Genomic DNA, 14,345 nt, shown 5'->3' on the forward strand with positions numbered 1-14,345 from the left:
GTAACGCGCATTATCGCTGGAATCCGCTACGCAGCTTGCAACAACACACCTGCAACTTAATCCACCACATGTATATAATCACCACTTCGCTTTCTAACCAGGACAGGTTATGCGCATTCTTCACACTTCTGACTGGCATCTGGGGCAAAATTTCTATACCAAAAGCCGTGCTCCGGAACATGCAGCCTTTCTAAACTGGCTAACCGAAATGGTTGAACAGCACCAGGTTGACGCAGTCATCGTAGCGGGCGATATCTTCGATACAGGCTCACCGCCCAGTTACGCACGTGAATTGTATTACCGCTTTGTCGTTCAACTCCAGGCAACCGGCTGCACGCTCGTGGTGCTGGGCGGTAACCATGATTCCGTCGCCACACTGAACGAATCGCGTGAACTGTTGGGTTACCTCAATACCTGGGTTATCGCCAGTGCATCAGATACCGAAGCCCCCATTTTATTACCGCTTCGCAACGGGGAACCCGGTGCGGTACTCTGCCCGGTTCCTTTTTTACGCCCACGCGATATCCAGGTAAGCCAGTCCGGGCAAAGTGGCCAACAAAAGCAGCAAGAGCTGGTCGGGGCCATTCACCACTATTACCAGCAAGGCTACGAGGCAGCCTGTGACTTGCGCGGTAACCGCAAATTACCCATTATTGCCACCGGCCACCTGACAACCGTTGGAGCCAGCAAAAGCGATGCTGTGCGCGAAATCTATATCGGCACCCTTGATGCCTTCCCTGCCAGTGCATTTCCACCGGCTGATTATATTGCGCTGGGGCATATTCACCGCCCGCAAAAGGTCACCAGTAGTGAGCATATCCGCTACTGTGGGTCGCCCATTGCACTGAGTTTTGACGAAACCAACAGCACAAAAATGGTTCTGATGGTGGATTTCTCTGAAGGTGAACTGAGCGCCGTAACTCCACTCCCGGTGCCAGTAACCCAACCATTGTTAATGCTCAAAGGCTCACTGGAAAGCATTAAACAGCAACTGGAAGCCTGGCGGGATGCCCCTTCAACGCCTGTTACCTGGCTTGATATTGAACTCACTACAGACCAGTATCTCCACGACATGCAAAAACAGCTACAGGCACTAACCGCTGATTTACCAGTAGAAATTGTGTTATTGCGCCGCAGCCGCGAGCAACGGGAAAAAATCATCGCTAACCAACAAAAAGAAACCCTGAGCGAACTCAGTACCAGCGAAGTTTTTGAGCGCCGTCTGGCACAAGAAAATCTGGATGAAAGCCAGGCGTCGCGCCTGCGGGGGTTGTTTGCAGAAACCCTGCACCGCCTGGAAGAGGAACCCAAGTCATGAGAATTCTGACGCTGCGGTTAAAGAACCTCAATTCACTCAAAGGTGAATGGAAAATCGACTTTACTCAGTCGCCGTTCAACAGCAACGGTTTGTTTGCTATTACCGGGCCAACCGGCGCAGGCAAAACCACATTGCTGGATGCCATTTGCCTGGCGCTATATCACCAGACACCACGCCTCAGCACCATTTCCCAGTCCAGCAACGATTTGATGACGAGAGATACCGCAGAATGCCTTGCTGAGGTGGAATTCGAAGTTAAAGGTGTTGCCTGGCGTGCCTTCTGGAGCCAGAACCGGGCTCGCAACCAGCCCGATGGCAAACTCCAGGCACCAAGAGTGGAGCTGGCCCGTTGTGCAGATGGCAAAATTGTTGCCGACAAAGTGAAAGACAAGCTGGAAACCATTGCCCGCCTGACCGGGCTGGACTATGACCGGTTCACTCGCTCAATGTTGCTCTCCCAGGGGCAATTTGCCGCTTTTCTTAATGCCGATGCAAAAGCACGGGCAGAATTGCTGGAAGAACTCACCGGCACAGAAATTTATGGGCAAATCTCCGCACTGATTTTCGACACATGGAAACAACACAAACAGCAACTGGAACAGTTACAGGCTAAAGCCAGCGGCGTGCAATGCCTTACGGACGGTGAACGGGCAGCGCTGGAAAACCAGGTTGCCACTTTGGTACAGCAGGAGCAGCAGTTACTTAGGCAACAACGCCAGGTGCAGTCTGCAGTTCAGTGGTTGCAGCAATTAGCGCAGCAACAGCAGCAAATCAGCCAGCTTGAGCAAAAACTGGCTCAGGCAAAACGTGATTCTGAGGCAGCAGAACCAGACCGCGCACGCCTGGCACTCGCTCTGCCCGCCGAAAAGTTACGCCCGGTATGGCAACAATGTACAGGCCAGGAGGCACGGGTTCACCACCTGGAGCAGCAACTGGCTGTGTTGTCGCAACGCCTGAGTACCGCGGGCCAGGTACGCCAGCAGGTATGGCTCTCCGCCCGGAATAAATCCACTTATATAGAAACACAGCGCCAGGCTATTACTGGCTGGCTGGGCGAACACCAGGCCGTGGGTGAATGGCAGCACGAACTGGCTGGCTGGCGCAGTCGCTTTGCCCGCTACCGGGATGACAACAAACAGCTCGCAGCCTTGCAGCAAACCCTGGCAACGCAGCAAGAAAAACTGGCAGCGCAGGCGCACCCGGCACTCTCATTAACCGCAGACGAAACCATTGCACGTCTGGCAGAACACCAGCGCCACCAGGCTAAACGCGAACAACTCAGGCGGCTGGCATTTGAGTTTGCCCCGCTTCGCCAACAGCACCAACAGTTACAACAGCAACGAAATGAGCAACAGCAACGTTATCAACAGGCTGGGGAACAGCTTGCTGAACGGCGCAAAGCCTGGGCTGAAGTTAACCAGCAGTACCAGGATGTAGCCAGGATCTGTGAGCTGGAAAGCACCATTGTTAACCTGAATGCCGAGCGGGAACGCCTGCAGGCTGGGCAACCCTGCCCATTATGTGGAGCAACAGAGCACCCGGCAGTTGCCCATTACCAGGCATTGCAACCGGGCGAAAACCAGCGGCGCAAAGCTGAACTGGAAGAGCGTAAGCGCCTTCTGGCAGAAGAAGGCGCAACGTTAAAAGGCCAGCATGATGCACTGGCCGCACAAACAGAACAGTTAACCCGCCAGCAGGCCAGTGTTGAACAGTCACTGGAACGCTATCAGCAGCAATGGGCTGAATTGTGCCAGGCACTGAATCTTTCGGTAGCTCCGGGGGGCGATATCACCCAATGGTTAAGTGAAAGCGAGGCTTATCAGGCTCAACTTCAGGCTCACCAGGTATGGCTGGGGCAACAGGCACTGGTAGAACAGACCCGGGCACAAGTCACCGAATTATCACAATCATGCGAACAACAACGCCTCACCCTGCAAACCACACTGGCAACATGGCAACTGTCCTGGCCACAGCCAGGTGAAGTTGAAGCCTGGCTGGCTGCGCGTGAAAAAACGCGTGAACAATTCCTGCGGCAACAAGCCCTGCTCGCACAATTGAATACCGACGACGAAGCTATCAGGCAGATTCTCCAGACACTGGAAGACGATGGCAGTGATACACCACTACCAAACGAAGAAACCCAGCAACAACTGGTCCAGGGGTGGTCACGGCATAACAGCGAATGGGTGGCGTTACACAGCCAGTCTGAAGCACTTACCCAACAACTGCAGCAGGAAAAAGAGCAACTTGCACAATACCAACGCCAGTTGGATAACGCCCTGCAGGCCAGCCAGTTTGCATCAATAGACGCAATGACAGCAGCATTGCTCGATGACACTACTCGCCAGCAACTGGCCGACCGGCTGGCCGCGCTGGCCCAACAGGTACAACAGCAAACAGCACTGGCAGAACAGGCTCATCAACAGCTTGCCGCGCATAACGCGGCACGCCCGGAGCACCTTAGCGAACAGGACACCCAGAGCGAACTGGAAGCACAACTGGCGCTGGTTAACACCCAGTGGCGTGAGAATACCTCCGGCCAGGGGGCACTGCGCCAGCAACTGGAGCACGATACCCGCCAAAGGGAACAGCAACAAAGCCTGCTTCTCTCACTTGAACAACAGCAGCAATTAGCCACCGACTGGGGCGCATTGAATGAAATGATCGGTTCCAAAGAAGGTGATAAGTTCCGCAAATTTGCTCAGGGGCTGACACTGGATAACCTGGTATGGCTGGCTAACCAGCAACTGCACCGGTTACATGGCCGTTATCTGTTACAACGTAAAAATAACGAAGCGCTGGAGCTCGAGGTAGTGGATACCTGGCAGGCCGATGCAGTGCGCGATACCCGGACATTATCAGGTGGGGAAAGCTTCCTGGTCAGCCTGGCACTGGCGCTGGCATTGTCTGACCTGGTGAGCCATAAAACCCGTATCGATTCATTATTCCTTGATGAAGGCTTTGGTACCCTGGATGCAGAAACCCTGGATACCGCCCTTGATGCACTGGATACCCTCAATGCCAGCGGCAAAATCATTGGTGTTATCAGCCATGTAGCTGCCATGAAAGAACGTATTCCGGTGCAAATCAAAGTCCGGAAAGTGAACGGGCTGGGGTACAGCAGGCTGGATAAACATTTCGCAGTGGACAGCTAGTGCACAAAAGTAAGTGATGGCTCACTTTTGTGTGGGGCGTGAGTACCGGCAATATGCAGCCGTACTCACGCCTGAGATACCCTTTTAGCAATACCCCTGGTTATGCCAAAAACGACGTTAAAAGCTATGTTAAAAGCTATGAGCTATGAGCTATGAGCTATGAGCTATGAGCTATGAGCTATGAGCTATGTTAAAAGCTATATCAAAAGCCACGCCAAAAGTTATGTCAGTAATGGCTCACTTTCACACTGGCTCTGGCTTACCCGGGTTTGCGCTTATTTCTCTTGCGGCCATAACCAGGCAGCACCCCGGACACCACTGGAATCACCATGTTTGGCCTTGAGAACCGGGGTGGTGCATTCGCCCCCAAATACCCAGTTATTCATTAACCCCGGTACGGTTTGGTACCAACGGTCAACATTGCTCATGCCACCGCCGAGCACAATCACATCTGGATCAAGCAAATTCACTACATGCGCCAGTGATTTAGCCAGCCTCTGCTCATAACGGCATAAAACCTGTTCTGCCAGAGCATCACCTCCTGCTGCCAGGGCAACAATCTCACTACCGCGAAGTGAGTGGCCACTCAGCCGCTGGTAATCGGTCGCGAAGCCTGTCCCGGAGATAAAGGTCTCAATGCAGCCACGCTGGCCGCAATAGCAGGCGACATCATCCCGGTGGCGTAGCTCATCGTCATCCATCCAGGGCAGTGGATTGTGCCCCCACTCACCGGCAGTCCCGTTGCCTCCCGCATGGCAGCGCCCACCAATGGCGATTCCGGCGCCACACCCGGTGCCAATAATCACTGCGAATACCACCCCGGCACCCGCTGCCGCGCCATCAACAGCTTCAGACACCGCAAGGCAGTTGGCATCATTTGCCAGGCGAGCCGGTTGCCCTAATTTTGCGGTGAGATCCTGGTCCAGAGGCTGCCCATTCAGCCAAACAGAATTGGCGTTTTTGACCAGGTGCGTTTGTGGTGACAAGGTTCCCGGAATACCAATGCCGACAGTACCCTGTTGCCCGGTATGGGCCTGAGCCTGGTTAACTAACTCAACAATGACATTCAATGTTTCCTGGTAATCACCGTGTGGGGTTGCCACCCGGTGGCGAAACAGTTGCTCACCCGCGTCACTCAAGGCTATTACTTCCGTTTTTGTCCCACCCAGATCAATGCCAATTCTCACCTGTCACTCCTTATTTTCTGGCCCAATGAACAGAGCCTATGTTGCGTATCAGGAAAAGGCAATGAAAGGCTCGCGCCAATTGGGTATCATGCCCGCTGCCTTTTTACTAACAGCCGGGGAACAAACATGCTGTGGTTCAAAAATTTAATGGTCTACCGCTTAAACCGTGACGTATCACTGCGTGCGGAAGAAATGGAACAAAAACTGGCTGATATGGCATTTCGCCCATGCGGTAGCCAGGATATGGCAAAGACAGGCTGGGTTGCACCGATGGGAGCCAAAGGTGGCGATGCATTAACTCACGCGGTAGCCGGGCAAATTATGATTTGTGCCCGCAAAGAAGAAAAGATTATCCCTTCACCTGTTATCAAGCAGTCACTGGAAGCAAAAATTAATAAACTCGAAGCCGACCAGGGGCGCAAGCTACGCAAAACCGAAAAAGACGCACTCAAAGATGAAGTACTGCAAGACTTATTGCCCAGGGCATTCAGCCGTTTCAGCCAGACTATGATGTGGATCGACAGTGTCAATGGCCTGATCATGGTAGACAGCGCCAGTGCCAAAAAAGCAGAAGACACGCTGGCATTGCTGCGCAAAAGCCTCGGTTCATTACCTGTTGTGCCGCTCAGCATGGCTACTCCCATTGAGTTGAGCCTCACCGAATGGCTGAAAAGCGGTGATGTGCCTCAGGGGTTTCAGTTACTGGATGAAGCAGAGCTCAAAGCCATTCTGGAAGGCGGTGGTGTAGTGCGCTGCAAAAAACAGGATCTGATGACCGATGAAATCACCGTGCATATTGATGCCGGTAAAGTGGTCACCAAACTGGCTCTGGACTGGCAACAACGTGTGCAATTTGTTATTGCGGACGACGGCTCACTGAAACGTTTAAAATTTGCCGATGAACTACGCGAGCAAAATGACGATATCGACCGCGAAGATGTCGCACAGCGCTTCGATGCTGATTTCACGCTGATGACTGGCGAACTCTCTGCCCTGATTGCTCAACTGACCGAAGCCCTGGGTGGGGAAGCAACCAACCAGTAAGCAAACAGAAAAGCCCGTCAGAGCACGGGCTCAGGTGAGTAGCAAATCTGCCCGTTCGCCTTAGCATACAACAGCCAAAGCACTGCCCTGCGGTATTGCTTGAGATTGATGAAAAAGGCAGGGAAAAACGTAAGCTTTCCCTGCCTTTCATTGCTAGCTACTTATAAGTAGCGGCACAAATATGCAGTTGCTTCAGCCACTTTCAGGTGGAATTCGCTGTTAGCAGGAACATTAAACTGTGTACCCGGGCCAAAAGTGTTCCATTCACTTTCACCTGGCAGTTGTACCGTTAACGCCCCGGAAACAACGGTCATTTCTTCCGCCTGCCCGGTACCAAAAGTGTATTCTCCGGGTTCCATCACCCCAACACTGGCCCGGCCGGCACTTTCGCTAACAAAACCAATGGATTTCACATTACCGTCAAAATATTCATTCGACTGAAGCATTTACTGAACCCTTATGAACTGACAAAAAAACACTATAAACAGCAAATTGCAGGCCGTCACCCAAATTCACAAGTCAGTTCATGATTTCACTGGCAAGCCTCGCCACCAGCGAATTAGACAATAATACCGGTACATCAAGTGCCTTTTGCAATAAATCTCTGTGCTTTGTGTGATAACAAGGACTATCCAGCACTAAAACATCTGCACCCTGGTCCAACATTTTACGCCCGGTAGCAACTAAAGCGTCATCATCCTGGGTTAATGGGTTTGCCAGACCATACACTGGCGACATATATAACCGCCCCCATTTTGCTTCCTGGCCTGCCTGAAACTCCGGTTGAGGCAGGATTACACCAACCTGGTGCCCACCCACAATAGAAGCAACCAGAGGCGGGATCAGGCGTTCAGGTTCCAGCAACATCGCATTTGCGGTGTGCAGGCCATGAAAACGCACATGGCTTAACAACAAGATCACTTCAAAACCCTGGTTATCCAGAACCTTAAGGATAGCGTGTAATGCCTGTTCAATTTTGTATCGCGATAAACGAACACGCTGAAAATCAGCCAGTAACGCCAAAATAGTTGGTTCGCTGGCGTCGTCATCGGCCCCGTATTGCGCCAGCACTTCGGCACGTGTTTTGTTACCCAGAAGAGTAAGGTAAGTAATTTGTTGCTCAGAAATATGCTCAGACAGTAAAGGCAGCATTTCACCGACGGGCATAGTGTCGATACACAGTATCGCCATTGTCGACTGCAACACATTTTTACCATGATCTATAACAGCTTGATTTAACATGGTCTTTAACCACTGCATTGGAAAAATTGATCATAAAATGATCATTAATTCTGGCAGCAATTGGCAAAAAATCCTGCGGATATATTTACCAATCGTAACCAAACGTAAACCACGGCATCGGAACATGTGCAGTATGCTGATAAACCAGCAGATAAAACACCATGATCACACACCGCTGTGAAGGGAGATGCTGACTGGTACAGGCACAATGCCAACCGCAAAGAATACAGATTTCTTACCCACCGTATTCTTCGTGTTAACATCTCCGCCACACATAACCAGTATAGCTACAATCCGGCGTGAGCCGGGGAATTAAGGGAAATTAGCTGGCCGCTTTGCTGGCACCGGAGGCCGGGATACGTTGCAGAATATCGGCAACTATTTCAGAAGGGCTCAGAGAAGCATCAATAAAGTGATGAGCAGATTGCTGGTAGAGCGCTTCACGCGCAGCCAGGACTTCAGAAATCTCATCGGTAATTGTTTTGCCTGTTAGCGTAGGGCGCTGGCCTTCATCGGGGAATGCTTCCAGGCGGTGGGTCAGCGTATCCACTGAAGCGCGCAAATAAAGAACCACCCCTTGTTCACGCATGAACTCACGGTTTTCGTCCCGCAGTATAATACCACCTCCGGTCGCGACCACAGCACCTGGCTGGGTTGCCGACTTCAGTGCCTGGCTTTCCCGCTGACGGAAACCATCCCACCCTTCCTGCTCCACAATTTCTGCCACAGACATTCCGCTCGTTGAGAGTAACCAGTGGTCGGTATCAATAAACTGCAGCCCCAGCGCCTTAGCCAGCGCCTGACCAATAGTGGTTTTTCCGCTTCCCCTGGGGCCAACAAGAAAAATGGGTTGCGTCATGGATTTACATTCCTCTTTTTTCACAACGAACAAGTGACAGATATCAGTGGTCTGCCACTTTACCATTAATTACGCCTTGTACACATGTAAATTTTTCATTACAGCTAAGTTTTTAAAACAAGAAATTCCTTACTGCACAAGGATTCTTGAATAAAATTCGCTGTAAACAATTCATGTCAGAAGCGGGCAGTAACCATACTGGAAATGCCCGGTGAAGCACAAGAGCAATGGCCTGCAAACGGTAACAATATTCTGAAAAGCTTTACGTTGTAGCCCCTTTTTACTGCACAGAAATAATGCACACTGAATACTTCACCTGCAGGAGATACATATTATGCAACCCGAAGAAAAAAACCTGATAGACGGGCTGTTTCAGCGCCTTGAAACAGCGGAACACAGTGGCTCACCCCGTGATGAGCAGGCCATGCAATTAATCCAGCAGCACCTCACGAAACACCCCGAAGCACCTTATTATATGGCGCAGACGCTACTCATTCAGGATGCTGCCATTCGCAAACTGCACAGCCAAATTCAGCAGTTGCAAGACCAGGTCAGCCAGTTGCAAACCGCAGCTTCACAGCCTAAAAGCGGCGGTTTCCTTTCAGGGCTGTTTGGTGGCGGGCATACGGCCACACCTCAGCCACAGGCAGGTTACTCCGCACCACACCCGCCTGTGGGGTACCCGCCACAGCAGCCCACTTATGCTCCGGCATATAATGGGCGTAGTGGCGGTGGTTTCTTGTCGGGCGCCCTGCAAACCGCAGCGGGTGTTGCCGGTGGTATGGTGTTGGGGAATATGCTTACTGGCCTGTTCCATTCTTCTCGCCCGGAAGAAATCGTGAATATCATTAATGAACCTGCTTCCGGCCTGAATGGCTTTATGCCCGGCATCCAGGGTAACGACACAGCATTTCAGCCAGATGGCACCCAGGGGTTCACCGATGCCACAGACCGCTTTTATGGCGACCCGGGGCTGGGAGATGACAATGCATTTACGGGCAACGATAATTCCTTTCTGGATAACAACACTGATTTTGGCAGTAGTTTCGGCGACGGGTTTAACAGCGATGACGATAGCTGGGTTTAACCCCGGCCTTCATCTTCCTGCCTTCCTGCGGTTTCATACCCAGTGAAACCGGGGTAATCTATGCTTGTTAACATCAAAGAAACATAAACTTACGGGAGCGACGCGTGGACAGAAAAATAGGCTTTATTGGTTGCGGAAATATGGGGAAAGCGATTCTTGGCGGGTTAATTAACAGCGGCAAAGTCGCGGCCAGCCAAATCTGGGTCTATACCCCATCAGCCGATAAAGTCACCGCACTGCATCAACAATGGGGAATTAACGCCGCAGAAAGTGCAGAAGAGGTTGCTGTACAGGCTGATATAATTTTCGCAGCCGTTAAACCCAACATCATTCTTCAGGCGCTCAGCAACATAAACAGCAGCCTGAATAAAGATGCAGTGCTGGTTTCTGTCGCGGCCGGTATCACTTTAGACCAACTGGCAACTGCCGTAGGCCATGACCGCAAAATCATTCGGGCCATGCCGAACACCCCTTCGCTGGTGAATATGGGCATGACGTCGGTAACTTCTAACGCACTTATCACAGAAGAAGATCTGCAGGACGTTCTGGAGATATTCCGCAGTTTTGGCGAAGCAGAAGTTGTCAGCGAAGCCATGATTCACCCGGTTGTGGGTGTCAGTGGCTCATCTCCGGCTTATGTGTTCATGTTTATTGAAGCCATGGCCGATGCCGCCGTGCTGGGTGGCATGCCGCGCGCCCAGGCATACCGTTTTGCAGCTCAGGCTGTAATGGGGTCAGCAAAAATGGTTCTGGAAACCGGGCAACACCCGGGAGCACTGAAAGATATGGTGTGTTCGCCAGGTGGAACCACCATTGAAGCGGTAAAAGTGCTTGAAGAAAAAGGCTTCCGTTCCGCAGTAATTGAAGCTATGCAGCAGTGTATGGAAAAATCCAAAGCACTCAGTAAAAGCTGAATTTACAGGCGATTGCCGGGTATTCAATACTGGCGCGCAAACACGAATGCGCGCCATTTATTTGCTTGTTGCCCGGGGCGTGGTTACTCAAGGCCTAAGGCGTTTTTCATCGTCCAGAATAAATCGGTCTGGTCTGTCAGGCCCACAACGTTAGCAGCATGAGGGCCGTAAGCCGCCACACGCAACTGTGTACCCGTATGCGCCTGGGAATCCTCTTCCGAATTACCGTAGCTCATCACCATAATGGCGCCATCTTTGGTATTCAGTGCCTGAGTCAGGCCCGGTGCTTTGGTCTTTGGCGGGATAATCTGGCTGGCGTGCGCATGGTCTGCGGTTACAATCACCAGGGTGTTGCCATCCTCACGCGCAAACTCTAGCGCTTTTTGCACTGCTTCATCCAGGTCCACAGTTTCACCAATTTGCCCACATGGGTTCGCCGCGTGATCCTGCTTATCAATCGATGCCCCTTCTACCTGCAAGAAGAACCCTTTTTTATTCTGGCTGAGCAGGTTAATGGCTTTCTCTGTCATTTGAGCAAGTGTTGGCACTGACGCGGTGCGCGCCGGGTTCACTTCACAGGTGACAGGTGGTTTTTCCAGGTTGCCATAGTGCGAGGCTTTTGGGCCATTCCAGCGTACAGGCATATTGCCCTCAGAGAATAACCCCAGCACCGGCTTATCCTGATTAGCGGACTGAACAGCCTCAAGTGCGTTAGCATCCGTTACCACCAGGTAGCCTCGTTTTTCAGCCTGTTCAAGCAAAGACATCCCGGCCCAGTCGCCAGCAACGGCGTTTTCTGCGAAGGTTTTGGCACCACCGCCTAAAGTTACATCGGCACGGGCATTCAATAATTGTTCACTGATAGATCCCGCGCCACCGTTTTGCAGGGCATTCGCTGCGCATTTTTCCAGTGTTGCTGTTGGGCCATAGCACTTACGTGATGTCACATGAGCAACCAGCGCCGCTGGTGTGGCATCCTGAATTTCTGCTGTGGAGACATTACCGGTGGCCAGCCCGGCAGCTTTTGCCAGTTCCAGAATAGTGGGATGAGGTTTGCTATTTACATCTACCCCCAGCGCACCGTTAAAGGTTTTCACCCCGGTACTCCATGCTGTAGCTGATGCCGCTGAATCCGTAACATAGTCAGGTTTATGGGTTTGTTTATCGAGTGAGTAGTGGGTGTACTGGCCAGTAAGCGGGAGTGCGTCAATGCCCTTGAAATAGCCGCCTGCCCCCATCGCATAATTACGTGCAGCGGTAATTTCAGAATCGCCCATGCCATCGCCAATCAGCAAAATTACATTTTTTGCTGGTTTATCACTGAGGGAGTCGCGTAACGCCTGGGTTTGATCCTGAGTAATGCGCCTTGCTCCACCAGGTGCAGATAAATCACCTTGTGCAGCTCTGTCCATCAGGTCAGGGGTTTCTGCAGCGCAAACAGTTGCAGAGATGAGTAATGGCAATAACGCCATACAACAGGCTGGTTTGAACATTTGTATCTCCTTGTAAAATTACTTACCTTTTGCAATACAAGGAGACAATAGTTAATCATTATGACAGTGCCATGACAGGTATATAGCAAAAACCATCGCAGCTTTATTCGCTCCAGCCGCCGCAATACCTGCAGGTATATTGATTAATCACCGCCAGAACAACTTAATAATGCAATATTTTTTTTATATTCTGGCTCAACAGATCAATATTCGGGTCTGGCACATCTTCCCCCGGACGAAGATCGTCAAGCGCTGTCTCAATATTACCAATAAGGCTCTGGCGTTGTTGTTCCCCCATCCCTTTCAATAATGCGGTAACAACCACTTCCAGTGCTTCAACCTGGGCTACAAGTTCTCTTGTAGCGTCTTCTTTCTCAGCCAGCGTGATAAGCAAATCAGCAATTAAGTTTTTCATGCTGCAGCTCCTTGAAGGAATACGCAAACAATTCGCTATATTGCGCGTTCAGTTAGAAGAATAACAACACTATTTTTTGATGACCCGACCATTACCCAAGGATAATCTGAAAAACCAAATGGTAATAAATGATTATTCAGGCACCTTCAAACTGAAAGCGCCATCAGATAAACAAAACTCACAACACAAAAAAACCAGCTTCACCGGAAGATTAGCTTTCACGCCTGGCTGCAGCTAACTGGTTTCGCTTACGCAATACCAAAGCAAACTGCAAAATATTCAGCACAACAACCACACCAGTAACCACAAACACCCAGCGAAAACCGATTAATGCTGAAACACTGGCCCCCATCAATGGCCCCACAACATTGCCCAGGTACATAAATGACTGGTTGTACCCAAATATACGCCCGGTTACCTGCTCAGTGGAATATTTCACCAGCATGGTTTGTACCGCCGGAAGCATAGCACCATCGGCAAAGCCTAATAAAAACCGTAACACCGCCAGTTGCACCGGCGTGGCGACAAAGCTCATAGAGAAAAACAGCACCACAGCAAAGATCAGCGCACCCATTAAAATTTTATCGGTGCCAATCCGGTCGCCCAGGCGGCCAAGGCGTGGCGCGGCGAGTAAAGCAGGAATACCCGGAATAGCGGCAATCAGCCCACTCATAAACGCAATGTTATTACTGCCAGGGTCAAGATACTTAATAAACAGGGCAAGAATCGGCCCAATAGAACCATTACACAGCTGAATTACCAGTGTAGTCACACACAAACTAACTATCAAAAAAGGGTAAGGCAGTGCTTTGAATACGGCTTTACCGCTTAACTGGTCGGCCTTGCTTTGTACTGGCCGGGCCCGCTCTTTAATTAAAAACAGGGTCACTAAGAAGCTGACCATCAACAGAGCAGAGGTAAGTAAAAATACCGGTCGTAGCCCGAAGTTATCCGCCAGGATCCCGCCCATTAATGGGCCAACTATCACACCGCTTATCTGCGCGGTAGATAAAGTGCTAATCGCCCAGCCACTGCGTTCCCGGGGAGCCTGAGAGGCAACCAGCGCCAGAGCGTTAGGGATATAACCCGAAGTCAGCCCCATCAGGCCCCGCAGAATAAAGAGTTGCCAGACATTGGTGGCGTATGCCTGCAGCAAAATAGTGACAGCCATACCCAGTGATGCACGCAGTAGCATCAGCTTACGCCCTTTACGGTCGGCAAGGCTGCCCCACCAGGGCGCTACAATCGCGGAAACCAGAAAAGTAATGCTGAACGTAAACCCGGACCACATCGACAATGCTTCATGGGAATGCACACCCAACTGGGAAATATACAGCGGCAAAAAAGGTAAAATTTGGCTAATAGCCAGCCCGGTAAAAAAGCAGCCAAACCAGACTGAAATAAGGTTAACTTTCCAGGATTCCATACAGAAAACACTGCGAGATAAAGATGATGAAGTAGCGCCAGCATAACAGCGAACTATTCATCGGCTCTCACATAACATGCCATTATTATTATTTTGGTAGTTTATCGGGCAACAAGCGTGATTTGTAGTACAAATATGATAACTGATATGCAAGTATGCTGGCTGTGCAGCATCTCATTCGGCACAACCTGCCCGCTTTTTCCGG

The 14,345-nt window shown here is 51.0% G+C and carries 12 protein-coding genes; 5 read left to right on the plus strand and 7 right to left on the minus strand.

Annotation, left to right across the window (positions count from 1 at the left end; genetic code table 11):
• Positions 1-109 precede the first annotated feature (109 nt).
• Complete coding sequence (gene sbcD, locus DT73_RS14375) at positions 110-1,318, plus strand: exonuclease subunit SbcD (RefSeq protein WP_036110203.1); 1,209 nt, start codon at positions 110-112, stop codon at positions 1,316-1,318.
• Positions 1,315-4,473 carry an exonuclease subunit SbcC gene (gene sbcC, locus DT73_RS14380; protein ID WP_036110206.1) on the plus strand — a complete coding sequence of 1,053 codons (3,159 nt, stop codon included), beginning with the start codon at positions 1,315-1,317 and terminating at the stop codon, positions 4,471-4,473. The genes sbcD and sbcC overlap by 4 nt, the downstream gene beginning before the upstream one ends.
• Positions 4,474-4,748: 275 nt before the next feature.
• On the opposite strand, the gene mak is transcribed toward sbcC, so the two are convergent.
• Positions 4,749-5,660: a fructokinase gene (gene mak, locus DT73_RS14385; RefSeq protein WP_036110208.1), complete on the minus strand. Its 912-nt coding sequence runs from the start codon at positions 5,658-5,660 to the stop codon at positions 4,749-4,751.
• 126 nt (positions 5,661-5,786) lie between these two features.
• On the opposite strand from mak, the gene rdgC reads away from it, so the two are divergent.
• Entirely contained in the window at positions 5,787-6,704 is a 918-nt protein-coding gene (rdgC, locus tag DT73_RS14390; protein WP_036110212.1) for a recombination-associated protein RdgC, read from the plus strand.
• A 161-nt stretch (positions 6,705-6,865) separates the two neighbouring features.
• Here rdgC and ppnP read toward each other — a convergent pair whose 3' ends face one another.
• From ppnP to aroL, 3 genes are all read right to left on the minus strand, one after another.
• Entirely contained in the window at positions 6,866-7,150 is a 285-nt protein-coding gene (gene ppnP, locus DT73_RS14395) for a pyrimidine/purine nucleoside phosphorylase (RefSeq protein WP_036110215.1), read from the minus strand.
• Between the two features lie 73 nt (positions 7,151-7,223).
• Positions 7,224-7,907: an AroM family protein gene (locus tag DT73_RS14400; protein WP_036110817.1), complete on the minus strand. Its 684-nt coding sequence runs from the start codon at positions 7,905-7,907 to the stop codon at positions 7,224-7,226.
• Between the two features lie 361 nt (positions 7,908-8,268).
• Positions 8,269-8,805 carry a shikimate kinase AroL gene (gene aroL, locus DT73_RS14410; RefSeq protein ID WP_036110820.1) on the minus strand — a complete coding sequence of 179 codons (537 nt, stop codon included), beginning with the start codon at positions 8,803-8,805 and terminating at the stop codon, positions 8,269-8,271.
• 334 nt (positions 8,806-9,139) lie between these two features.
• On the opposite strand from aroL, the gene DT73_RS14415 reads away from it, so the two are divergent.
• Positions 9,140-9,892, plus strand: a complete 753-nt coding sequence (locus DT73_RS14415; RefSeq protein WP_036110220.1) for a DUF2076 domain-containing protein — start codon at positions 9,140-9,142, stop codon at positions 9,890-9,892.
• A gap of 104 nt (positions 9,893-9,996) precedes the next feature.
• Entirely contained in the window at positions 9,997-10,806 is an 810-nt protein-coding gene (gene proC, locus DT73_RS14420; protein ID WP_036110223.1) for a pyrroline-5-carboxylate reductase, read from the plus strand.
• Between the two features lie 83 nt (positions 10,807-10,889).
• Here proC and phoA read toward each other — a convergent pair whose 3' ends face one another.
• The 3 genes from phoA to DT73_RS14435 all read right to left on the minus strand — a co-directional run bounded on the left by phoA (position 10,890) and on the right by DT73_RS14435 (position 14,140).
• On the minus strand, positions 10,890-12,299 hold the full coding sequence (gene phoA / locus DT73_RS14425) for an alkaline phosphatase (RefSeq protein ID WP_036110225.1): 1,410 nt from the start codon (positions 12,297-12,299) through the stop codon (positions 10,890-10,892).
• A gap of 163 nt (positions 12,300-12,462) precedes the next feature.
• Positions 12,463-12,714: an anti-adapter protein IraP gene (gene iraP / locus DT73_RS14430; protein ID WP_036110228.1), complete on the minus strand. Its 252-nt coding sequence runs from the start codon at positions 12,712-12,714 to the stop codon at positions 12,463-12,465.
• 211 nt (positions 12,715-12,925) lie between these two features.
• The gene (locus DT73_RS14435; RefSeq protein ID WP_036110231.1) at positions 12,926-14,140 is read right to left on the minus strand and encodes a multidrug efflux MFS transporter; all 1,215 of its coding nucleotides are present in this window, start codon (positions 14,138-14,140) and stop codon (positions 12,926-12,928) included.
• Between the last annotated feature and the right edge of the window lie 205 nt (positions 14,141-14,345).

Source organism: Mangrovibacter sp. MFB070, assembly GCF_000705335.1.
GTDB classification, from domain to species: Bacteria; Pseudomonadota; Gammaproteobacteria; order Enterobacterales; family Enterobacteriaceae; genus Mangrovibacter; species Mangrovibacter plantisponsor.

Excerpts from the sequence above, each read along its gene's own strand:
- phoA (WP_036110225.1), bottom strand. The coding sequence starts at position 12,299 with ATGTTCAAACCAGCCTGTTGTATGGCGTTATTGCCATTACTCATCTCT.
- rdgC (WP_036110212.1), top strand. The coding sequence starts at position 5,787 with ATGCTGTGGTTCAAAAATTTAATGGTCTACCGCTTAAACCGTGACGTA.
- DT73_RS14415 (WP_036110220.1), top strand. The coding sequence starts at position 9,140 with ATGCAACCCGAAGAAAAAAACCTGATAGACGGGCTGTTTCAGCGCCTT.
- sbcD (WP_036110203.1), top strand. The coding sequence starts at position 110 with ATGCGCATTCTTCACACTTCTGACTGGCATCTGGGGCAAAATTTCTAT.
- aroL (WP_036110820.1), bottom strand. The coding sequence starts at position 8,805 with ATGACGCAACCCATTTTTCTTGTTGGCCCCAGGGGAAGCGGAAAAACC.
- sbcC (WP_036110206.1), top strand. The coding sequence starts at position 1,315 with ATGAGAATTCTGACGCTGCGGTTAAAGAACCTCAATTCACTCAAAGGT.
- iraP (WP_036110228.1), bottom strand. The coding sequence starts at position 12,714 with ATGAAAAACTTAATTGCTGATTTGCTTATCACGCTGGCTGAGAAAGAA.
- DT73_RS14435 (WP_036110231.1), bottom strand. The coding sequence starts at position 14,140 with ATGGAATCCTGGAAAGTTAACCTTATTTCAGTCTGGTTTGGCTGCTTT.
- ppnP (WP_036110215.1), bottom strand. The coding sequence starts at position 7,150 with ATGCTTCAGTCGAATGAATATTTTGACGGTAATGTGAAATCCATTGGT.